At 71.2% G+C, this 19,959-nt stretch carries 18 protein-coding genes; 13 read left to right on the top strand and 5 right to left on the bottom strand.

Annotated features, from left to right (window positions below; translation table 11 throughout):
* The first annotated feature begins 264 nt into the window (after positions 1-264).
* The 7 genes from sucC (at position 265) to KZ813_RS10915 (ending at position 6,706) form a co-directional block, all read left to right on the top strand.
* The gene (gene sucC, locus KZ813_RS10945) at positions 265-1,464 is read left to right on the top strand and encodes an ADP-forming succinate--CoA ligase subunit beta (protein WP_219755019.1); all 1,200 of its coding nucleotides are present in this window, start codon (positions 265-267) and stop codon (positions 1,462-1,464) included.
* 367 nt (positions 1,465-1,831) lie between these two features.
* Entirely contained in the window at positions 1,832-2,581 is a 750-nt protein-coding gene (locus KZ813_RS10940) for an electron transfer flavoprotein subunit beta/FixA family protein (RefSeq protein WP_219755018.1), read from the top strand.
* An 11-nt stretch (positions 2,582-2,592) separates the two neighbouring features.
* Positions 2,593-3,522 carry an electron transfer flavoprotein subunit alpha/FixB family protein gene (locus KZ813_RS10935; protein WP_219755017.1) on the top strand — a complete coding sequence of 310 codons (930 nt, stop codon included), beginning with the start codon at positions 2,593-2,595 and terminating at the stop codon, positions 3,520-3,522.
* A gap of 92 nt (positions 3,523-3,614) precedes the next feature.
* Positions 3,615-5,243: an NAD(P)/FAD-dependent oxidoreductase gene (locus tag KZ813_RS10930; protein WP_219755016.1), complete on the top strand. Its 1,629-nt coding sequence runs from the start codon at positions 3,615-3,617 to the stop codon at positions 5,241-5,243.
* A 163-nt stretch (positions 5,244-5,406) separates the two neighbouring features.
* On the top strand, positions 5,407-5,808 hold the full coding sequence (locus tag KZ813_RS10925) for a DUF2147 domain-containing protein (RefSeq protein ID WP_219755015.1): 402 nt from the start codon (positions 5,407-5,409) through the stop codon (positions 5,806-5,808).
* Positions 5,805-5,966, top strand: a complete 162-nt coding sequence (locus KZ813_RS10920) for a hypothetical protein (protein WP_219755014.1) — start codon at positions 5,805-5,807, stop codon at positions 5,964-5,966. Before KZ813_RS10925 ends, KZ813_RS10920 begins: the two co-directional genes overlap by 4 nt.
* Positions 5,966-6,706 (top strand): 16S rRNA (uracil(1498)-N(3))-methyltransferase, encoded by a 741-nt coding sequence (locus KZ813_RS10915; protein ID WP_219755013.1) that lies wholly within the window; start codon positions 5,966-5,968, stop codon positions 6,704-6,706. The genes KZ813_RS10920 and KZ813_RS10915 overlap by 1 nt, the downstream gene beginning before the upstream one ends.
* 165 nt (positions 6,707-6,871) lie before the next feature.
* On the opposite strand, the gene KZ813_RS10910 is transcribed toward KZ813_RS10915, so the two are convergent.
* A complete protein-coding gene (locus KZ813_RS10910; protein WP_219755012.1) occupies positions 6,872-9,574 on the bottom strand; it encodes a DUF5695 domain-containing protein in 2,703 nt (900 codons plus the stop codon).
* A gap of 172 nt (positions 9,575-9,746) precedes the next feature.
* Between KZ813_RS10910 and KZ813_RS10905 the strand changes: the two genes are divergently transcribed.
* From KZ813_RS10905 to KZ813_RS20125, 4 genes are all read left to right on the top strand, one after another.
* Positions 9,747-11,120 carry a glutamate--cysteine ligase gene (locus tag KZ813_RS10905; protein WP_219755011.1) on the top strand — a complete coding sequence of 458 codons (1,374 nt, stop codon included), beginning with the start codon at positions 9,747-9,749 and terminating at the stop codon, positions 11,118-11,120.
* Between the two features lie 127 nt (positions 11,121-11,247).
* Positions 11,248-13,305: a S9 family peptidase gene (locus tag KZ813_RS10900; RefSeq protein ID WP_219755010.1), complete on the top strand. Its 2,058-nt coding sequence runs from the start codon at positions 11,248-11,250 to the stop codon at positions 13,303-13,305.
* Between the two features lie 22 nt (positions 13,306-13,327).
* The gene (locus KZ813_RS10895; RefSeq protein WP_219755009.1) at positions 13,328-13,891 is read left to right on the top strand and encodes a DedA family protein; all 564 of its coding nucleotides are present in this window, start codon (positions 13,328-13,330) and stop codon (positions 13,889-13,891) included.
* Entirely contained in the window at positions 13,888-14,280 is a 393-nt protein-coding gene (locus KZ813_RS20125) for an acyl-CoA thioesterase (RefSeq protein WP_308461859.1), read from the top strand. The genes KZ813_RS10895 and KZ813_RS20125 overlap by 4 nt, the downstream gene beginning before the upstream one ends.
* Positions 14,281-14,343: 63 nt before the next feature.
* On the opposite strand, the gene KZ813_RS10885 is transcribed toward KZ813_RS20125, so the two are convergent.
* The 4 genes from KZ813_RS10885 to KZ813_RS10870 form a co-directional block, all read right to left on the bottom strand.
* Positions 14,344-16,029, bottom strand: a complete 1,686-nt coding sequence (locus KZ813_RS10885; protein WP_258046654.1) for a long-chain-fatty-acid--CoA ligase — start codon at positions 16,027-16,029, stop codon at positions 14,344-14,346.
* A 70-nt stretch (positions 16,030-16,099) separates the two neighbouring features.
* Complete coding sequence (locus KZ813_RS10880) at positions 16,100-16,330, bottom strand: hypothetical protein (protein WP_219755007.1); 231 nt, start codon at positions 16,328-16,330, stop codon at positions 16,100-16,102.
* A 492-nt stretch (positions 16,331-16,822) separates the two neighbouring features.
* Positions 16,823-17,017, bottom strand: a complete 195-nt coding sequence (locus tag KZ813_RS10875; protein ID WP_219755006.1) for a hypothetical protein — start codon at positions 17,015-17,017, stop codon at positions 16,823-16,825.
* A 232-nt stretch (positions 17,018-17,249) separates the two neighbouring features.
* Positions 17,250-18,860: a peptide MFS transporter gene (locus KZ813_RS10870; protein ID WP_219755005.1), complete on the bottom strand. Its 1,611-nt coding sequence runs from the start codon at positions 18,858-18,860 to the stop codon at positions 17,250-17,252.
* A gap of 117 nt (positions 18,861-18,977) precedes the next feature.
* Here KZ813_RS10870 and KZ813_RS10865 point away from each other — a divergent pair, with 117 nt between their 5' ends.
* Both KZ813_RS10865 and KZ813_RS10860 read left to right on the top strand, forming a co-directional pair.
* Positions 18,978-19,556 (top strand): nitroreductase family protein, encoded by a 579-nt coding sequence (locus tag KZ813_RS10865; protein ID WP_219755004.1) that lies wholly within the window; start codon positions 18,978-18,980, stop codon positions 19,554-19,556.
* Positions 19,557-19,759: 203 nt separating this feature from the next.
* Positions 19,760-19,942 carry a hypothetical protein gene (locus KZ813_RS10860; RefSeq protein WP_219755003.1) on the top strand — a complete coding sequence of 61 codons (183 nt, stop codon included), beginning with the start codon at positions 19,760-19,762 and terminating at the stop codon, positions 19,940-19,942.
* Positions 19,943-19,959 lie beyond the last annotated feature (17 nt).

The following is a 19,959-nucleotide window of genomic DNA, read 5'->3' as shown; positions in this document are numbered from 1 at the left end:
TGTGGGGCTGGTCTACCCGACCACCACTGGCTGCGACACGCCTGCGAGCGGCACGGTATCGGCGGATCCCGGCGCACCGAGTGGACAGCCCATACCACCGCCGACCGGCGCTCGACCCTTGCCCCACATCCGACCGGCAACGCTAATGCTATCGCATCGCAACTGCGGAGTGCGGTTCAGAAAGCCTAAGCGCAGGGTGGATTCCCTTGCCGCAAGCGCCTAAGGCACGCTCCAGTTTATTCTGCCCCGGCTCGGAGACCGCGCATGAACATCCACGAATATCAGGCCAAGGAACTGCTCGCGAAGTTCGGCGTGCCGGTGCCCGCGGGCTTCGCCGCGATGAGCGTGGAGGAGGCGGTCGCCGCGTCCAAGAAGCTGCCCGGGCCGCTGTACGTGGTGAAGGCGCAGATCCACGCCGGCGGGCGCGGCAAGGGCAAGTTCAAGGAGCTGCCGGCCGAGGCCAAGGGCGGCGTCCGCCTGGCCAAGACCGAGGAGGAGGTGCGCCACGCCGCCACCGAGATGCTCGGCAACACGTTGGTGACGATCCAGACCGGCGACGCCGGCAAGCAGGTCAACCGCCTCTACGTCACCGACGGCGTCGACATCGCCAAGGAATTCTACCTCGCGCTGCTGGTCGACCGCGCCACCGGCCGCGTCGCCTTCGTCGTCTCGACCGAGGGCGGGATGGACATCGAGACCGTCGCGCACGACACGCCCGAGAAGATCCACACCTTCGCGGTGGATCCCGCCACCGGCTTCCAGCCGCACCACGGCCGCGCGGTGGCCAACGCGCTGGGGCTAACCGGCGACCTCGCCAAGCAGGCGCACAGCCTCGCCGCCAAGGTGTACGACACCTTCCTCGGCACCGACGCCTCGCAGATCGAGATCAACCCGCTCGCGGTCACGGACGACAACAAGCTGATGGTGCTCGATGCCAAGGTCGGCTTCGACGGCAACGCGATGTTCCGCCACAAGGACCTCGCCGAGCTGCGCGACGAGACCGAGGAGGACCCGGCCGAGCTGGAGGCGTCCAAGTACGACCTCGCCTATATCAAGCTCGACGGCGACATCGGCTGCATGGTCAACGGCGCCGGGCTGGCGATGGCGACGATGGACATCATCAAGCTCAACGGCATGTTCCCCGCCAACTTCCTCGACGTCGGCGGCGGCGCGAGCAAGGAGAAGGTGACCGCGGCGTTCAAGATCATCCTCGCCGATCCCGCGGTGAAGGGCATCCTAGTCAACATCTTCGGCGGCATCATGAAGTGCGACATCATCGCCGAGGGCATCGTCGCCGCGGCGAAGGAAGTGAACCTGTCGGTGCCGCTGGTCGTCCGGCTCGAGGGCACCAATGTGGAGAAGGGCAAGGAGATCCTGTCCACGTCCGGGCTCGCGATCGTCCCCGCCAACGACCTGGGCGACGCCGCGCAGAAGATCGTCGCCGAGGTGAAGAAGGTCGCCTGAGGCGGGAGGGGGCGGCGCCGGTGGTGTTCTTCGTCGTCCGCCATCCAACTCCCTTCCGTCATCCCGGACTTGTTCCGGGATCCACCGGCCCGCGTACCTGATGGCCGGCGAGTGAGCGGAGGAGTGGATCCCGGACCAAGTCCGGGATGACGGCAGGTTGCTGCGAGGTTCCACCGTCAAGCCACGACCGCGAAAATCATCGGGCCTGGACACCATGTCCGGGCCCGATGCGTTTACACCTCTGACGCTGCCGCTACGGCAACCGCGCTTTCCGTACTGAACTTGCGAAAAGCACGGAAAACCGCCATGTGGAGCGCATAACGGGGCCGCGAACGCTCGCCCCGCCCGCAGGATCGGAAGGACGCTGATGAAGGTCTTGGTGCCGGTCAAGCGCGTGCTTGACTATAACGTGAAACCCCGTGTGAAGGCGGACGGCTCGGGGGTCGACCTCGCCAACGTCAAGATGAGCATGAACCCCTTCGACGAGATCGCGGTCGAGGAGGCGATCCGGCTCAAGGAGAAGGGTACCGTCACCGAGATCGTCGCGGTCTCGATCGGCGAGCCCAAGGCGCAGGACACGCTGCGCACCGCGCTGGCGATGGGCGCCGACCGCGCCATCCTCGTCACCAGCGACACCAAGGTGGAGCCGCTCGGCGTCGCCAAGATCCTCGCCAAGATCGTGGAGGAGGAGCAGCCGCAGCTCGTGATCCTCGGCAAGCAGGCGATCGACGACGACAACAACCAGACCGGCCAGATGCTCGCCGCGCTGCTCGGCTGGGGCCAGGCGACCTTCGCCTCCAAGGTGGAGCTCGCCGCGGACGCGGTGACTGTGACGCGCGAGGTCGACGGCGGGCTCGAGACCGACCGCTACACGCTGCCCGCGATCGTGACGACCGACCTGCGCCTCAACGAGCCGCGCTACGCCTCGCTGCCCAACATCATGAAGGCCAAGTCGAAGCCGCTCGTGACCAGGACCGCCGCCGAGGTCGGCGTCGACGTCGCGCCGCGGCTCACCACGGTGAAGGTCGCCGAGCCGGCCAAGCGCACCGCGGGCGTCAAGGTCGCCGACGTCGACGAGCTGGCGGGCAAGCTCAAGTCGCTCGGCATCGCGAAGTAAGGGAGCGCAGCATGAAGACTCTGGTTTGGGTCGAGCACGACGGCAAGGCCGTGAAAGACGCCACGCTCTCCGCGGTGACCGCGGCGGCCAAGCTCGGCGAGGTCCACCTGCTGGTCGCGGGGCAGGGGGTCGACGGCGTCGCGCAGGCGGCGGCGAGGATCGCGGGCGTGGGCAAGGTCCATGTCGCCGACGACGCCGCCTACGCGCACCAGCTCGCCGAGAATGTCGCGCCGCTGGTCGTCGAGCTGATGGGGCATCACGACGCCTTCGTCGCCCCCGCCACCACCAGCGGCAAGGCGATCGCGCCGCGCGTCGCCGCGCTGCTCGACGTCATGCAGATCAGCGACGTGCTGTCGGTCGAGGGCGAGGACACGTTCACGCGCCCGATCTACGCGGGCAACGCGATCGCCACGGTGCAGACGCGCGACGCCAAGAAGGTGCTGACGGTGCGCGGCACCGCGTTCGAGAAGGCCGCGGCCGAGGGCGGCAGCGGCACGGTCGAGGCGGTAGCGGGCACCGGCGACACCGGGCTCGCCACCTTCGAGGGCCAGGAGATCGCGGCGCTGACCCGCCCCGAGCTGACCAGCGCTCGCGTGATCGTCTCGGGCGGGCGCGCGCTCGGCTCGGGCGAAAAGTTCCACGAGCTGATCGAGCCGCTCGCCGACAAGCTCGGCGCCGCGGTGGGCGCGAGCCGCGCCGCGGTCGACGCGGGCTATGTCCCCAACGACTATCAGGTCGGCCAGACCGGCAAGATCGTCGCGCCGGAGGTCTATGTCGCGGTCGGCATCTCGGGCGCGATCCAGCATCTCGCGGGGATGAAGGACTCGAAGATCATCGTCGCGATCAACAAGGACGAGGACGCGCCGATCTTCCAGGTCGCCGACGTCGGCCTGGTCGGCGACCTGTTCAAGATCGTGCCGGAGCTGACCGAGAAGCTGTGAGGCGGGCGAGATCCTCCCCGCCATGCGGGGAGGATCGGCGACCGCGCCCGACTCACGTTGGCCGCCGCGGCCGCCCGGTGTAAGGCGCGGCGATGATCCGGCTCTCCAACCTGCGCCTGCCGCTGCGCCACGACGACGCCGCGCTGCCCGCCGCGCTGCACGAGCGGCTCGGCGTCGCCGCCAACGACGTGCTCGACTGGCAGGTCGCCCGCCGCGGGCATGACGCGCGCGGGCGCGGGCGCATCGCACTGGTCTACTCGGTCGACGTCGCGCTGCGCGACGAGGCCGCGGTGATGGCGCGGCTCGGCGACGACAAGGACGTCCGCCCCACGCCCGACACCGCCTACCGCCCGCCCGTCCTCGCCCCGAGCGGCGGCGCGCGCCAGCGCCCGGTGGTGATCGGCGCCGGGCCGTGCGGGCTCTTCGCCGCGCTGATCCTGGCGCAGGCGGGCTTCCGCCCGATCGTGCTCGAGCGCGGCAAGGTGGTGCGCGAGCGCACCAAGGACACCTGGGGGCTGTGGCGGCGCGGCGTGCTGCACCCCGAGTCGAACGTCCAGTACGGCGAGGGCGGCGCCGGCACCTTCTCCGACGGCAAGCTCTACAGCCGCATCAAGGACCCGCGTCACCTCAACCGCAAGGTGCTGGAGGAGTTCGTCGCCGCGGGCGCGCCGGCGGAGATCCTCACCGACGCGCACCCACATATCGGCACCTTCCGGCTGGTGACGATGGTCGAGCACCTGCGCGCGTCGATCGAGGCGCTGGGCGGCGAGTATCGCTTCTCGACCCGGGTCGACGGGCTCCACGTCGAGGCCGACGCGCGCGGCGAGCGCCGCGTGCGCGGGCTCCACCTCCACGACGGCGGCTATCTCGAGGCCGAGCACGTCGTGCTCGCGGTCGGCCACAGCGCGCGCGACACGTTCGGCATGCTGGTCGAGGCGGGCGTCCACGCCGAGGCCAAGCCCTTCTCGCTCGGCGTGCGGATCGAGCACCCGCAGTCGTGGATCGACCGCGCGCGCTTCGGCGACGACGCCGGCCATCCCGCGTTGGGCGCGGCCGAGTACCATATCTCGCACCATTGCTCGAACGGCCGCACCGTCTACAGCTTCTGCATGTGCCCGGGCGGCACGGTGGTCGCCGCCACCTCGGAGGAGGGGCGCGTCGCGACCAACGGCATGAGCCAATATTCGCGCAACGAGCGCAACGCCAACTCGGGGCTGGTGGTCGCGATCGATCCGGCGCGCGACTTCCCCGGCGACCCGCTGGCCGGCATCGCGCTCCAGCGGCTGTGGGAGGAGCGCGCCTTCGTCGCGGGCGGGCGCGACTATCGCGCCCCGGCGCAGCGCGTCGGCGACTTCCTGGAGGGCCGCGCCTCGACCGCGCTGGGCAGCGTGACGCCGAGCTACCGCCCGGGCGTGACCCCGACCGACCTGGCCGCCTGCCTGCCCGGTTTCGCGATCGACGCGATGCGCGAGGCGCTGCCGGTGTTCGGCCGCCAGATCCGCGGCTACGACCATCCCGACGCGGTGATGACGGGGGTCGAGACGCGCACCTCCTCGCCGGTGCGCTTCACCCGCGGCGCCGACTTCCAGAGCCTCAACACCGCCGGGCTCTACCCCGCGGGCGAGGGGGCGGGCTATGCCGGCGGCATCCTCTCGGCGGCGGTCGACGGGATCAAGGTGGCCGAGGCGGTGGCGGCGCGGATGGTGGCGCGGACCGGCTGACCGGAAACGTGCCGCGGCGGCGGCCGGGGCCCAGGCGGGGGACGCTGATGAGTCTCACCTCCGCCTTCCCAGCTGGGCCCCGGCCTCCGCCGGGGCACATGCGCGCTCGTCTGTCCGACGCGGCAGACTTAAAACCGCCCGTTTCCTCCCCTATCTCGCCGACATGATCCCGCTCGCCCTGCTCCTCGCGCTCGCCCCCGCTCCCGCCGCCGCGGCGGACCCGCTCGCGGGGACGTGGCGCAACGCCGGCGACAGCGTGCGCATCCGCGTCGCGCCGTGCCGCGGCGCGCCCGGCATGTGCGGCACCGTGGTGGCCGCGAGCGAGAAGGCGCGCGCCGACGCCGCCGCGGGCGGCACCGAGCGGCTGATCGGCACGGCGCTGTTCCGCGGCTTCGAGCGCGGCGAGGACGGCGACTATGCTGGCACCGTCTTCGTCCCCGACATCGGCAGCGAGGTCGACGGCACGCTGCGCCTTGAGGGTCGCGACACCTTGGTGGCCGAGGGCTGCCTGTTCGCCGGCTTCGGCTGCCGCGAGCAGCGCTGGTCCCGCGTGACGGCGAGGTGATCCATCTCTCGGTCGCGCTCGGTCGCTTCTTCGAGGCGCTGTTCTACGCGATCCTGCGCGTCGCCGGCGTCATCGCGGCGAGCGTGATCGGCCTCGCGCTGCTCGGCGGCGCCGCCTTCCTGGTGGCGCGCCTGCTGCTCGCGCGGGGGCGGCGCTGATGGGCGCGACCCCCGCCTGGCCGCCGCGCTCGACCCCGCGGCTGTACGTCGAGGCGCCGCTCGGCCCGGGCCCGCGCGCGCTCGACGGCGCGCAGGCGCATTACCTGGTCGCGGTGATGCGAATGCGCGCGGGCGACCCGGTGCGGCTGTTCGACGACGTAACCGGCGAGTGGCTCGCCACCGCGGCGAGCGTCGGCAGGCGGGACCTGGTGCTCGACGTCACCGAGCGGCTGGCCGAGCGCGAGCCGGTGCCCGACCTGTGGCTCGCCGCCGCGCCGCTCAAGAAGGGGCGGGTCGACTGGCTCGCCGAGAAGGCCTGCGAGCTCGGCGTGGCGCGGCTGGTGCCGGTGGTGACGCGGCGCACCGTGGTCGACAAGCCCAACGCCGAGCGGCTGCGCGCGCACATGATCGAGGCGGCCGAGCAGTGCGGGCGCACCGCGCTGCCCGAGCTCGCCGCGATGGTGAAGCTGCCCGCGCTGCTGCGCGACTGGCCCGCGGGGCGCGCCCTGTTCTTCGCCGACGAGACCGGCGGCGTGCCCGCGGCGGCGGCGATGCGCGCGCACGCGGGGCCCGCGGCGATCCTGATCGGCCCCGAGGGCGGCTTCGACGACGAGGAGCGCGCGCTGGTCCGCGCGCTGCCGCAGGCGGTCGGCATCACGCTCGGCCCGCGCATCCTGCGCGCCGACACCGCCGCGGCGGCGGCGGTGGCGCTGTGGATGGCCGCGGCGGGGGATTGGTGAGGCGGAGTCGATAAGATCCTCCCCGCTTGAGCGGGGAGGGGGACCGCGCCCGGAGGGCGTGGTGGAGGGGGACCTCCACGTCGCGCGACGTTTGTGGAAGCCCCCTCCACCAGCCTTCGGCTGGTCCCCCTCCCCGTGCCGGGGAGGAGTGAGGCGGAGGCCTCCTCACCGCGGTCGCAGCACCACCTCGGTCGGCGCCGCGCCCAGCGCGATCGTGTAGCCGCCGCGCGCGAACGTCCCGCTCGCCGGCGCGTAGTCCCGCCCACCGGCGGCGGCGCCCCCGACGAACAGCCGCGCCGCCGGCGTCTCGGGTCGCGCCGGGTCGAGCGTCAGCCGGATCTCGCCGCTCGCCGGCACGTAGCGCGCCGCGGCGATCTTGCCCGCCTCCAGCGTGATCCAGGCCCGCGCCGGCGCCACGAACAGCCGCGCGCGCGCGCCGTCGCGCGGCGCCACGGTCACCGCGCCGTCCTCCTCGCGCAGGTTGCCGCCATAGGCGAGCCAGCCCAGCACCGGATCGCGCACCACATAGGTCGCCGCGGCATAGGCGTGGCCGAACAGTCCCATGCCATAGTCGCCGCTATAGGCGTCCCAGCGCATCATGTCGGGCGCGGAGTGGAAGGCGGCGGAGGAGAAGCCGTCGCGGTCGATGTTGGTGATGCCGCCGAGCAGGCCGCCATAGGCGACGCGCAGCAGGTGCAGGTCGGCGGGATCGCGGCGGAACGAGTCGAACAGCGGCACCGCGTTGAGCGTCGAGCCGTAGTGATGCACCTGGCGCTCGATCCGCGCGACCTTGCCGCCGTAGAGGAAGTCCCAGTAGCGCCGCGCGTTGCCGTTATAGGCCCAGCTCGGGACCGTGGGATCATAGCCGAGGATCACCTCGCGCGTCAGCTCGGCCTGCGGCGCGTGGCCGAAGTAGCGCATCCAGGCATAGACCTCGGGCTGGCCGGTCGAGTCCCACGCCATCTCGCTGCCGAACGGGTAGCGCAGCGTCGTCCAGTGGTCGGCGCGCGCGCGCATCAGCCGCTCCAGCTCGGCGGCCTCGGCGGTCATCCCCTCGCGCCTGAGGTCGTCGAGGATGTCGACGAACACGTCGCCCTCCATCAGACCGAACTGCGCGTAGTGCGGCGCGTCGCGCATCATCGCCACCACGGTGCGCTGCGCCCAGCCGAGATACCAGCGCCAGTCGTGCGCGCGCACCAGCCCGGGGTGGTTGCGGGCGGTGCGATAGAGCACCCAGTGGCCGATCGCGACGTGCGGGTAATTATAGGCGCGCCCGAGGTCCTCGGCGTCCCTCCGCGACCAGGAGGTCCAGGTCGTCCAGTCGACGCGCGGGTCGTAATAGCCGGGGTGGGCCTTGGGATCGTAGGAGAACAGGCTCTTGCGCACCGCGCCCGCGTGCGGCCCCTCGGCGACCTGGAGGCGGCCGACGACGGTGCTGCCGACCAGCCGCTCCAGCCGCGCGATCTCGCCCGCGTCGGGATGGTCGAGCTGCTTCATCATCGCCGCGACCCAGCTGCCCGCGCCGCCCTCGTCGCTCATGCCGGCGATCCACACGCGCGGTTCCTGCGTCACCACCGCGTCGCGCGCGCGGTCGTAGGTGAGGATCGCGGGCGAGCGGCCGAAGGGGTCGCCGCGCCCCTCATACCATTGCCGCGTCGTGGCGAAGCGGCCGAGGTCGGCCATCACCTGGTCGAGCGGCCTGGTCACGAAATAGCTCACCGTCTGCACGCTGCCGTCATCATAGGTGAGTGACACGCGCGCGCGCCCCCAGCCGCGCCCGCGCACCGCCAGCCGCTGCCAGCCGCCGACGCTGCCCGCGCGAGTCACCGTCAGCGCCCCGGCCGGGGCCACGTCGATCGCGCGGATCGCGTGCGGCGCCTTCACGAACAGCCGCGCGTCGAGGTCGGTCGGCACGACATAGCCGGGCACGCCCACCGCGACCGGGCGGTGCTGCGCCGCGAGCGTCGCCTCGATCGCGCGGATCGTCGGCGAGGCGACCAGCCGCACGCCGACGCTGCGCGACTCGCCGGGCGCGAGCGTCAGGCTGGTCGGCGTGTTCCACTGTTCCGCCGCGTCGGCCCACTCGCGCTCGGCGAAGGCCTTGCTGGCGACGGTCCAGTCGTAGAAGCCCTCCGACGTCTGCGCGCGCGGGCTGCGATCGGTGAAGGCCGCGCCGGGCGCCTGCGCCGCGGTGAGGATCGGTCGCCACGCCTCCAGCGGCGTGCCGCGCTCGGGCAGCACCAGCAGCGCCGGCCCGGCGCCGTTGAGCCGCGTGACCTGGAGATAGCCCGCGTCGCGCGCGATCGCCGGGTCGACGAAGCTGGCGCGCGCGTGCGCCTGGTCGAGGTCGCGCCCGCTGATGATATTGTCGAAGACCATCGGCAGGCCGAGCGCGCCGATCTCGACCGGGGCGGTGGCGGTGTTGGTCAGCGTGAAGCGCAGCGCGGGCGCGCCGTCGACGATCAGCCAGCGCCGCACGACGCGCAGCGGGATGCCCGCGCCCATCGTCGCGGTGATGTCCGCGCCCGCGATCATCCCGCGCGCGGGCGGCAGCGGCGCGATCGGGCGGCGCGCGCTTGCCGAGGCGAAGTCGCGCCACGGCGTCCCGGGGGTGCGCAGCCGCAGGTGGAGGTCACCGAGATGGACGTAGCCGTCGCCGGCGCGCTCCGCCTCACGCGCGGCCGGGAGGAAGTCGAAGCCGGCGGCGCGATCGGGGCGCAGGCCCGCCGCGGTCTGCGTGTCGCGGCGGAGCGCCAGGGTGAAGCCGCCGACGCGGTAGCGCGTCGTGGGCACCGGTGCGGCGTCCGGGCGCGGCGCGGCGGCCGCGGGGGCGAGCGCGAGGGCGCCGAGGAGTAAGACTGCGCGCATGACCGTCGTCCCGCTGGATCGTATACAATAGCCTGTCGCACCGCGGCCGCGAGATCAAGCGTCTCGTGCCGGGCGCCCGCGCGATCGGCGACGCGGGCGCGCGATGCGCCCGCGTCGGACCGGCGTCGATCGGCTCTAGCGCGGCCGTTGTTCCGCGCGTAAGCGCGGCGCCATGACGACGAAGACCGTTTCGGATCACAGTGCGGCGGTCATCGGATCGCGCGACCAACTGATCGCCCATCTCGCCTCGGGCGAGAAGCCCGCGTCGCGCTGGCGCATCGGCACCGAGCACGAGAAGTTCGTCTACGCGCTCGGCGACCATCACGCCCCCTCCTACGACGAGCCCGCGGGTATCCGCGCGCTGCTCGGCGAGCTGGTCCAGCACGGCTGGCGGCCGGTCGAGGAGGGCGGCAAGGTGATCGCGCTCAGCGGCGCCGACGGCAGCGTCAGCCTCGAGCCCGCGGGCCAGTTCGAGCTCTCGGGCGCGCCGCTCGAGACCCTCCACCAGACCTGCGCCGAGACCGGCCGCCACCTCGCGCAGGTGAAGGCCGCGGGCGAGGCGCTGGGGATCGGCTTCCTCGGGCTCGGCATGTGGCCCGACAAGACGCGCGCCGAGCTGCCGATCATGCCCAAGGGCCGCTACGCGATCATGCTGCGCCACATGCCGCGCGTCGGCACGATGGGGCTCGACATGATGCTGCGCACCTGCACGATCCAGGTGAACCTCGACTATGCCTCCGAGGCGGACATGGTGCAGAAGTTCCGCGTCGGCCTCGCGCTCCAGCCGCTCGCCACCGCGCTGTTCGCCAACTCGCCCTTCACCGAGGGCAGGCCCAACGGCTTCCTCTCCTATCGCAGCCACATCTGGTCGGACACCGACCCGGCGCGCACCGGCATGCTGCCGTTCGTGTTCGAGCAGGGCTTCGGCTACGAGCGCTACGCCGACTACATGCTCGATGTGCCGATGTACTTCGTCTACCGCGACGGCCGCTACATCGACGCCGCGGGCCTGTCGTTCCGCGACTTCCTGCGCGGCGAGCTGAGCGTGCTGCCCGGCGAGAAGCCGACGCTCGACGACTGGAACGACCATCTCTCCACCGCCTTCCCCGAGGTGCGGCTGAAGACCTTCCTCGAGATGCGCGGCGCCGACGGCGGGCCGTGGGGGCGGATCTGCGCGCTGCCCGCGCTGTGGGTGGGGCTGCTCTACGACCAGGGCGCGCTCGACGCCGCCTGGGACCTCTGCAAGGACTGGACGCTCGACCAGCGCCAGGCATTGCGCGACTCGGTGCCGCGGCTCGGACTGGCCGCACCGCTACCGGGCGGCGGCACGCTGCGCGACGTCGCGGGCGCGGTGCTCGACATCGCCACGCTGGGCCTGCGCGCGCGCGGGCGCACCAACGCCGCGGGCGACGACGAGACCGGCTTCCTGGAGCCGCTGCGCGAGATCGTCCGCGGCGGCAAGGTGCCCGCCGAGCAGCTGCTCGAGCGCTACCACGGCGCCTGGGGCGGTGACGTGTCGAGGGTCTACGCCGAGGCGAGCTACTAGGACGTAGCCGACCGGTGCGCGCCCGAGCGCGCCGCCCTGCCACGCCGCCCTGCCACGCCGCGCAGGAAGGCGGCGTGCCGTCACACCCTTGTTGCCGCTCCCCCGCGCACACCCTACGTAGCGCGGGATGACGCTCCCTCCTCCCGTCGCCGCGACGCGCCCCCATTCCTTCACGCGCCACGGCGTCACCGTCGAGGATCCTTATGCCTGGCTCAAGGACCCGGGCTACCCCGAGGTGACCGACCCTGACGTGCTCGCCTATCTCGCGGCCGAGAACGCCTATTTCGAGGCGCAGATGGCGCCCCACCAGGCGCTGGTGGACCGGCTCTACGAGGAGATGAAGGCGCGCATCAAGGAGGACGAGTCGAGCGTCCCCCAGAAGGACGGCGACTATGTCTACTGGACCGCGTTCGAGACCGGCGGCCAGTATCGCCGATGGTGGCGCAAGCCCGTCGCCGGCGGTTCCGACGAGCTGCTGCTCGACGAGCCGGCGCTCGCCGAGGGCAAGGACTATTTCCGTCTCGGCGCCTTCGCGATCTCGAACGACGCGACGAAGCTCGCCTATGCGATCGACGGCGATGGCTCGGAGCGCTTCACGATCCACGTCAAGGATCTGACCACCGGCGCGCTGCTGCCCGACACGATCCCCGGCATGCTCTCCGACATCGTCTGGAGCGCCGACGACGCGGGCTTCCTCTACGGGCTCGCCAACAAGGAGTGGCGCACCGACAACGCGCGCTTCCACCGCCTCGGCACCGACCCGACGGAGGACGTCGAGCTCTACCACGAGGACGACGAGGGCTATCGCGTCGCGGTCGGCGAGACGAGCGATCGCCGCTGGATCGTGATCTCGACCGGCGACCATGTCACCAGCGAGGTGCGGCTGCTCCCCGCGGACGACCCGTTCGCGGCGCCGATCCTGGTCGCGCCGCGGCGGGAAGGGCGCGAGTATGACGTCGACACGCACGGCGACACGCTGTTCATCCACACCAACGACACCGATCCGATGTGGCGCCTCGTCACCGCGCCGATCGCCGCGCCGGGCGAGTGGACCGAGCGGATCGCGCCGAGCCCGCATTTCTACATGACCGGCGTCGACTGCTTCCTCGACTATCTCGTGGTCGAGGGGCGCGAGGACGGGCTCGACCAGATCGAGATCCATTCCTACGATCCCGACGAGGCGCCGCGCCGCATCGCCTTCCCCGAGGCGAGCTACACCGCCGGGATCGGCGACAATCCCGAGCATGACACGCGGGTGCTGCGGCTCGGCTATGAGTCGATGGTCACCCCCGGTACCGTCTACGACTATGACGTCGCCAGCGGCGCGCTGACGGTGCTCAAGGTGCAGGAGATCCCCTCGGGCTATGACGGCGCGCGCTACGCCACCGAGCGGGTCAGGATCACCGCGCGCGATGGCACCGAGGTCCCCGTCTCGATCGTCTACCCGCGCGACTTCCCGCGTGACGGCTCGCGGCCCCTGTTCCTTTACGCCTATGGCGCCTACGGCCACGCCATCCCGCCGGGCTTCTCGACCGGGCGGCTATCGCTGCTCGACCGCGGCTTCGCTTATGCCATCGCGCATATCCGCGGCGGCGACGACCTCGGCCAGCAATGGTACCACGACGGCAAGCTCGAGAAGCGCGCCAACACCTTCACCGACTTCGTCGACGTCGCGCGCGGGCTGATCGCGGGAGGCTGGACCAGCGCTGGCCGGATCGCGGTCGCGGGTCGCTCGGCGGGCGGCGAGCTGATGGGCGCGGTGGTCAATTCGGACCCCGAGCTGTGGGGCGCGGTGATCGCCGACGTGCCCTTCGTCGACGTGCTCAACACCATGCTCGACGAGACGCTGCCGCTCACGCCGGGCGAGTGGCCGGAATGGGGCAACCCGATCGAGGACGCGGCCGCCTTCCACCTGATCCGCGGCTACAGCCCGTACGACAACGTCCGCGTCCAGGCCTACCCGCCCCTGTTCATCTCGGGTGGGCTCAACGACCCGCGCGTGACCTATTGGGAGCCGGCGAAATGGGCCGCCCGCCTGCGCGCCACCAAGACCGACGACAACCTGCTGCTGCTCAAGACCAACATGGGCGCGGGCCATGGCGGGAAGTCGGGGCGGTTCGAGAGCCTGCGCGAGGCCGCCGAGGAGCACGCCTTCGTGCTGTGGCAGCTGGGGGTCGAGTCATGAGGCGCGACCGGCACCGCGCCTCGTGACGATCGAGGCGATCGTCGCGCGCTACGGGCTGGCGGCGGTGTTCGCCGGCGCCGCGCTGGAGGGCGAGGCCGCGGTGATCGCGGGTGGGCTGCTGGCGCACCAGGAGATGTTCCCGCTCGCCGGCGCGATGGCCGCGGCGGCGGCGGGCTCGTTCACCGCCGACCAGGCCTATTTCTACGCCGGTCGACGCTTCCGCGACCATCGCTGGGTCGCCGCCGCGCGCGAGCGCCCCGCCTTCGCCAGGGCGATGGCCGCGCTGGAGCGCCATCCGGTCGGCTTCATCTTCGCCTTCCGCTTCCTGTACGGGCTGCGCACGATCAGCCCGATCGCGATCGGCACCGCCGGGATCCGCCCGCGGCTGTACGCCGCGGTCAACGCGGTGTCGGCGATGCTGTGGGCGATCACCTTCACGACGATCGGTTTCGTCTTCGGCGACACGTTCGAGGCGGCGGTCGGGCGGCTGCGGCACGATCCGCGGCTATGGTGGCTGGCGGGGAGCGTGGTCGCGGCCGGCGCGGCGGTCGCGCTGGTCCATCGCATCAGGAGCCGCCGCGCGTGACGCCGTTCCGTCGCCAGGTCACCGCCCGGCCCGAGGACATCGACGAGCTCGGCCATGTCAACAATGCGGTGTGGGTGCGCTGGATCCAGGACCTGGCGGTGGCGCACTGGGCGGCGGTGGCGCCGCCCGAGCAGCAGGCGGCGCATGTCTGGGTCGTGACCCGCCACGAGATCGACTATCGCGGCAACGTCGTCGCGGGCGAGACGGTGACGGGCGAGACCTGGGTGCCGGGGGCGCCGCGCGGCGCGCGCTTCGACCGCCATTTCCGCTTCCTCGGCAGCGACGGCCGCGTGCGAGTCGAGGGCGTCACGACCTGGGCGCTGCTCGACCGCGCCACCGGCCGGCTGCTCCGCATCCGCCCCGAGATCGCCGCGCCGTTCCTGGGGTGATCGAAGGACATCCTCCCCGTCCAGCATCCCTCTGCAAAATGTTCTGCATGATGTGTACCGCCATCACCCCCCCGCCGCCTCCTCCAGCCGGTAGTCGCGCCACCGCTCGCGCAGCAGCTTCTTGTCGATCTTGCCCGTCGCGCCGAGCGGGATCGACTCCACCGCCAGCACCGCGTCGGGCATCCACCAGCGCGCGATCTTGCCGTCGAGGAAGGCGAGCAGCGCGTCCGCGTCGCAGCGCTCACCCGGCGCGGGCTGGACCAGCAGCACGGGGCGCTCGCCCCAGGTCGGGTGCGCCACGCCGATGACGGCCGCCACCGCGACCGACGGGTGCGCCGCGGCGAGGTTCTCGATCTCGATCGAGCTGATCCACTCGCCGCCCGACTTGACGATGTCCTTGGCACGATCGGTGATCCGCACATAGCCGGCCTGGTCGATCACCGCGACGTCGCCGGTGTCGAACCAGCCCGCCGCGTCGACCGCCTCCTCCGCTTCGCCGTAGTAAGCGCGCGCGATCGTCGGCCCGCGGATCAGCAGTCGCCCCGCGCTGGCACCGTCGTGCGGCAGCACCGTGCCCGCATCGTCGACCAGCCGCAGCTCGAGCCCGCACACCGGCCGCCCCTGCATCGCCTTGCGCCGCACCTGCGCGTCATAGGGCTGCGCCAGCACGTCCGCGGTCGGGGAGGAGAGCGTCGCCAGCGGCGAGGTCTCGGTCATGCCCCAGCCCTGCACCACCTCGACGCCGTAATCGTCCTGGAAGGCGCGGATCAGCGCCTCGGGCGGGGCGGCGCCGCCGATGATCACGCGCTCCAGCGAGGTGAAGCCCTGTCCGGTGCCGCGCAGGTGCTGGAGCAGCCCGTGCCACACCGTCGGCACCGCGGCGGAGAAGGTCACCTGCTCCTGCTCGATCAGCTCGTACAGCGCGGCGCCGTCCATCCGCTGGCCCGGCAGCACCAGCTTGGCGCCGACCGCGGGCGCCGAATAGACCACGCCCCAGCTGTTGGCATGATACATCGGCACCACCAGCAGCAGGCTGTCGCGCGCGGACAGGCCCATGGCGTCGTGCTGGAGCGCCATCAGCGTGTGGAGCCAGTTCGACCGGTGCGAGTAGAGCACGCCCTTGGGTAGGCCGGTGGTGCCCGAGGTGTAACACAGCCCGCACGCGGCGCGCTCGTCGAAGCCGCCCCAGGGGTGGTCGGTCGGCTGCGCCGCGACCAGCTCGTCGAAGGCGATGCCGCCGCCCTCGGGCAGCGCGTCCGCGCCGCAGAGATAGACGACCCGCTCGATCGTGCCGACCTCGCGCGCCAGCCGCTGCGCCAGCGCGGCACATTCCGGGTCGGCGAACAGCAGCCGGTCACCGGCGTGCGCGGCGATGTAGCGGATCTGCTCGGGGAACAGCCGCGGGTTGAGCGTGTGCAGCACCGCGCCCATGTTGGTCGCGCCGTACCAGGCGGCGAGGTGGCGGAAGCCGTTCCAGCCGAGCGTCGCGACGCGGTCCCCCGGCAGGATGCCGAGCCCGGCGAGCGCGGCGGACACCTGCTTGGCGGTGCGGTGCAGCCCGGCATAGTCGCTGCGGCTGACCGCGCCGGCGGCGTCGCGCGAGACGATCTCGCGGCGCGGGTGCCACTCCGCCGCATGGTCGAGGAAGCGGTCGACCGTGAGCGGCATGTCCTGCATCAGCCCGAGCAGCGGCGGCATCGTCTCTCCCGTGCGCGCGCCGCGTGGGTCGCGGTCGCGTCGTGCCGGCATGATGGCGCAGTAGCGCGCGGCTGTCGCGTGTCGATTGGTGTCGGGCGGCTCAGTGCGGGCGCGTGACGGATCAGAAGGGAGGAATGCGTTCCTCGGTGAGGCGGATCATCTGCGTGCCCTTACCGGCGGGGAGAAGCTCGATGTGCCACATCGTCTCGTAATTGGAGCGCGTATAGAAGGACCAGCCTGCTCCCGTTGGCTCGACCTTATACAGATCCTGCAGCGGCAAGACGGCAAGCAGGTCCTTCGATCGCACCTGGCAACGCTTGCGCCATTCCAGCTTGACGCAAACCACCGTCATGTTGCGATGGCTCGCGCTGCTGCACTGCGACGGTGGCATCGTAGAGCGTCTGAAGCGCGTTCGCCGCGGCCTGTGGGTCAATGCCATGGGGGAGTGAGGTGAAGGATTCGTCCACGACGAGCCCGCAATCTCCGCTCAGCTTGATTCCCTCGAACTGATGAAAAGGGCGGCCCGGCTCGGCGTAGCGTCCGTACAGGGTGTGATAGCCGACGCGGAAGCAGACGTCGGTAGTGAGACGTCGAGAGCGCTCGAACAGCTGCACTCCGATGAGGTCACCTTCCGACGATCTGGTCTCTCTCCCGCCGATGACGCGCGAACGCTGTGGAGAGGTATTTCTTCCATGGCGGCACGAACGAGGGGGCTGGTCGGCGGAGGCGGCAGAGCGGGACCTCCGCCGACCAGCGCGCGCCCGGCCAGTAGCAGTAATACCGGCAGAGCGAGGGCGATGAAGCTAGGCGTCAACATAGGGGACCTCGCACGTAAACAACTAAGTCACCGGATTGGATTTCTCCGGCCCTCCTCGTCATGCCCTGTTGGATGTGTGTCGCTATCGATCTCAGGATCGACAGATGTACCAGAGTTGACGGAGTTGCCGTAATTCACGTCAACATAGGCGTCATGTCCAGCATGAAGCTGGATGACCTTAGCGACATCGTTCGCGATCACCTCGCGTCGCTGCTCGGACACTCAGGAGGCAGATAAAGAGTATTTGGTGCGAGCGGAAGTCGATACGCTTGTCATTGCAACTGACTCCTCGCCTAGAAAAATCAAATGCCCTCTCACTAAGTAGAGGGTGTTCCCGCGAGAGGCCGGCGCATCGTATCATTTTTGAAGCCTGATGTGGCTACTTGAGTAGATTGACCTATCTTGGTCGGCAATACTTCAGAGGTATACGCTGCGAGCCGCGTGAGAACTCCGCTCACCCCCGCCGCGTCGCGCTTCCGCTGTCGAAGCCCGCCGCCTGCGGCTCGGCCAGCTCGGCCTCGCCCGCCATCGCGTGCGAGTCGTCGTGGTCGCGCAGCGTGTCGAGGTGCATCAGGCGGCGCACCAGCGGGCTCACCAGCAGCACCAGCAGCGCGATCCCCATCGCCCACCAGCCGATCGTCTCGTACACCGCCAGCGTGCCGTCGCGCGTCATCGTCCCGCCCTCGCCGCCGCCGGTGGCCTCGCCGATCTTGCCCGCGACGAAATTGCCCACCGCGGTCATGTAGAACCACGCGCCCATGATCAGGCTGGCGAGGTGGCGCGGCGCCAGCCGGTTCATCGCCGAGAGGCCCACCGGCGACAGGCACAACTCGCCCGAGGTCTGGAAGAAGTAGATCATGAAGACGAGGTACACCGGGGTCAGCGCCGCGCCGTACAGCCGCGCGCCCCAGACGAAGAGCAGGAAGCTCAGCGCCACCTGCACCAGCGCCAGCCCGAACTTGGCCGGCGCCGAGGGCTCCCAGCCGCGCCGCCCGAGCGACACCCACAGGCCCGCGAAGATCGGCCCGAGCAGCACGATGTAGATCGGGTTGACCGACTGGAACAGCGAGGCCGGCACGCCGCCGCGGTCGACGAAGCGGTCGGTGTACAGGTTGAGGCTGCCGCCGGCCTGCTCGTACAGCCCCCAGAACAGGGGATTGAGCGCGATCAGGAAGAGCACCGCGAACATCCGGTCGCGCGCGTGCGGCTCCAGCTTGAGCGAGGCGAACAGCACGTAGCCGAGCAGCGCCACGCCCGAGACCATCAGCAGCGTCTCGATCACGTCCTGGTATTGGATCAGCAGCCAGATCACGCCGACGGCGGCGACGCCGATCGCGTAGAGCGACCATTCGAGCGACCGGGCCAGCGCGCGCGGCGCCTCGCCGCGCCCCTTGAGCAGCGGCTTGCCCAGCACGAACACCAGCAGCCCCAGCAGCATGCCGACCCCCGCCGCGCCGAAGCCGTAGGACCAGCCGTAGGTCTCACCGAGCCAGCCGGCCAGGATCGTGCCGAGCGCGGCGCCGGTGTTGATGCCGATGTAGAAGATCGTGTACGCACCGTCGCGGCGGATATCGGTGAGCGGGTAGAGCTGCCCCACGATCACCGAGATATTGGCCTTGAGGAAGCCCGAGCCGACGATGATGAAGCCGAGCGCGAGCCAGAACACGTTGATCGCGGCCGAGGCCTGGCCGCCGTCGCCCTCCACCGCCATCAGCAGGTGGCCGAGCGTGAGCAGCACCGCGCCATAGACCACCGCGCGGCGCTGGCCGAGGTAGCGGTCCGCCAGATAGCCGCCCAGCACCGGGGTGATGTACACCAGCGAGGTATAGGCGCCGTAGATCAGATTGGCCTTGCCGTCGTCGAACAGCCAATGCTTGGTCAGGTAGAAGATCAGCAGCGCGCGCATGCCGTAGTAGGAGAAGCGCTCCCACATCTCGGCGAAGAACAGGACGTACAGGCCCTTGGGATGGCCGGCGAACTCGTCGCCCGGCTTCACCGCGGCGGCGATCCCGCCGCCCAGGAGCAATGCGAGAAAACCGAGCGCGATCGTGGGGATGATGGGCAAGGGAGGGCGGCTCCGGTGAGGGGCGGGGCGCGCGCGGGCGGCGCCGATGGTTGCGCGCGAGACTAGCGATATGGGCGCGGCTGTAAATATCCCCGCGGCGCGCTATCTGTCCCGGCGATGTTCAACGACCTCTCCTCGCCGCTCGCGCTGCTCGCCACGCGCCGCTCGGGCAAGCCGCGCGACCTCGTCGCACCCGGGCCGACGCGCGACCAGCTCGTCGCCATGATCCAGCTCGCCGGGCGCACCCCCGATCACGGCAAGCTGGCGCCGTGGCGCTTCGTGATCGTCCCCGACGAGCGGCGCGACGCCCTCGCGGCGCGGCTGGTCGAGGCCTATCGCGCCGAGCGGCCCGCGGCGGCGCGCGTGGAACTGGAGGCGATGGACCAGTTCGCGCGCCAGGCGCCCGCGCTGGTGGTGGCGCTGTCGTCGCCGCGGCCGGAGAGCCACATCCCTTTGTGGGAGCAGGAGCTGTCGGCCGGGGCGGCGTGCATGAACCTGCTCCACGCCGCGCACGCCCACGGCTTCGCGGCGGGCTGGCTGACCGGCTGGGCGGCCTTCTCCGACGCGGTGCGCGACCTGTTCGGCGCCGCGCCCGAGCGGATCGCGGGCTTCGTGTTCATCGGCACGCCGGGTCGCGCGCTCGAGGAGCGCCCGCGCCCCGACCCGGCGGCGCTGTGGAGCGAGTGGGCGGGGTAGGCGGTATCCTCCTCGCGGTGTCGCGGGCGCGGACGCGACGCCTGCCGTCGGGGGCGCGACGCCGTCTTCCCGGGCGACGAGGCAGGTCGCCGCGATCGTCATGACCGCGCCACGCGGCGGCGCTTCGTCGCCGGCGCCCGATCCCCGTGCCTGCTCCCGTTCGCGTGACGGTGCCATCGAGGAGGCGCGGCCAGGATCGTCGAATGCGTCGGCTCGACGATCAGAGCCGCGCGCCCGGCTCCCGGGCCCGCGGCGACGCGGTCATGCAGTATTTCGCGACGTGCGTGGACGAGAATGAAGCATTCGTGAAGATGATCTCACGGTGTGCGTGGGTTAACGTCTCGAAACCTTCCGGCTTAACCGATCCGAATGAAATGATGGAGTAAGAAGGCGTAGTCCGAAG

This window comes from Sphingomonas folli, assembly GCF_019429525.1.
Taxonomy (GTDB): Bacteria; Pseudomonadota; Alphaproteobacteria; order Sphingomonadales; family Sphingomonadaceae; genus Sphingomonas; species Sphingomonas folii.
Note: the sequence above shows the minus strand (reverse complement) of the source record. Positions and strands in the feature narration are given on the sequence as shown.

Bases quoted from the DNA above. Each gene is read 5' to 3' on its own strand.
- sucC (WP_219755019.1), top strand. From the start codon at position 265: ATGAACATCCACGAATATCAGGCCAAGGAACTGCTCGCGAAGTTCGGC.
- KZ813_RS10940 (WP_219755018.1), top strand. From the start codon at position 1,832: ATGAAGGTCTTGGTGCCGGTCAAGCGCGTGCTTGACTATAACGTGAAA.
- KZ813_RS10935 (WP_219755017.1), top strand. From the start codon at position 2,593: ATGAAGACTCTGGTTTGGGTCGAGCACGACGGCAAGGCCGTGAAAGAC.
- KZ813_RS10930 (WP_219755016.1), top strand. From the start codon at position 3,615: ATGATCCGGCTCTCCAACCTGCGCCTGCCGCTGCGCCACGACGACGCC.
- KZ813_RS10925 (WP_219755015.1), top strand. From the start codon at position 5,407: ATGATCCCGCTCGCCCTGCTCCTCGCGCTCGCCCCCGCTCCCGCCGCC.
- KZ813_RS10915 (WP_219755013.1), top strand. From the start codon at position 5,966: ATGGGCGCGACCCCCGCCTGGCCGCCGCGCTCGACCCCGCGGCTGTAC.
- KZ813_RS10910 (WP_219755012.1), bottom strand. From the start codon at position 9,574: ATGCGCGCAGTCTTACTCCTCGGCGCCCTCGCGCTCGCCCCCGCGGCC.
- KZ813_RS10905 (WP_219755011.1), top strand. From the start codon at position 9,747: ATGACGACGAAGACCGTTTCGGATCACAGTGCGGCGGTCATCGGATCG.
- KZ813_RS10900 (WP_219755010.1), top strand. From the start codon at position 11,248: ATGACGCTCCCTCCTCCCGTCGCCGCGACGCGCCCCCATTCCTTCACG.
- KZ813_RS10885 (WP_258046654.1), bottom strand. From the start codon at position 16,029: ATGCCGGCACGACGCGACCGCGACCCACGCGGCGCGCGCACGGGAGAG.
- KZ813_RS10880 (WP_219755007.1), bottom strand. From the start codon at position 16,330: ATGACGGTGGTTTGCGTCAAGCTGGAATGGCGCAAGCGTTGCCAGGTG.
- KZ813_RS10865 (WP_219755004.1), top strand. From the start codon at position 18,978: ATGTTCAACGACCTCTCCTCGCCGCTCGCGCTGCTCGCCACGCGCCGC.
- KZ813_RS10860 (WP_219755003.1), top strand. From the start codon at position 19,760: ATGCGTCGGCTCGACGATCAGAGCCGCGCGCCCGGCTCCCGGGCCCGC.